We start from the raw sequence: 477 nt of genomic DNA, 5'->3' as shown, positions 1-477 counted from the left end.
AGACGAAGCGCTGGCCTTTCACGCAGTAACGGTCGAAGCGTCCGTCCGCGTGCTGGCGCGCAAGCAGCCAGCCGATCCAGCGGATGGCCGCGGTTCGCGTGGTCATGCCGGCGTCCTGCGCCGCCAGCAGTGCCTTCGACGCAAAGTACGGATCGATCGAGTCCCCGTTGAAATAGGTCGTGATCGCCCCGTCGGGCCGCTGGTAGTCGGCCATCACCAGCTCGGCGGCGCGCGCCGGCGCGGTGAGGCTGGTGGCAATCAGGAGGAGCAGCGTGAGCAATGTCTTCATGGTGTGCCGGGGCATGGTGGAGTGGCCGCATGGCCATCCGACAAGACCCTTCCTCCCTCCGGGGCGCATGCCGCGCCATAAACCACTGTTCCGGCGCACACGCGAAGCACCGGCGCCACCAGGGTGGTGCATTTGTCCGCTGTGCCGATCGTACAGCGCGCGCCGACATCGATCTCGCGCTCGGCGGC

Annotated in this window: 2 protein-coding genes; both read right to left on the bottom strand. The window is 67.7% G+C overall.

Annotated features, from left to right (window positions below; translation table 11 throughout):
- Nucleotides 1-289: hypothetical protein (locus AC1DBN_RS21485; protein ID WP_477724200.1), on the bottom strand; the 289-nt coding region annotated here is incomplete at its 3' end.
- A partial coding sequence (locus AC1DBN_RS21480) for a hypothetical protein (protein ID WP_477724199.1) occupies nt 286-477 on the bottom strand: 192 nt, incomplete at its 5' end. The genes AC1DBN_RS21485 and AC1DBN_RS21480, both read right to left, overlap by 4 nt.

It is taken from the genome of Pseudarthrobacter sp. 10T415 (assembly GCF_056394175.1).
The sequence above is the reverse complement of the archived record's forward strand: the minus strand, read 5'-3'. Positions and strand labels throughout refer to the sequence as shown.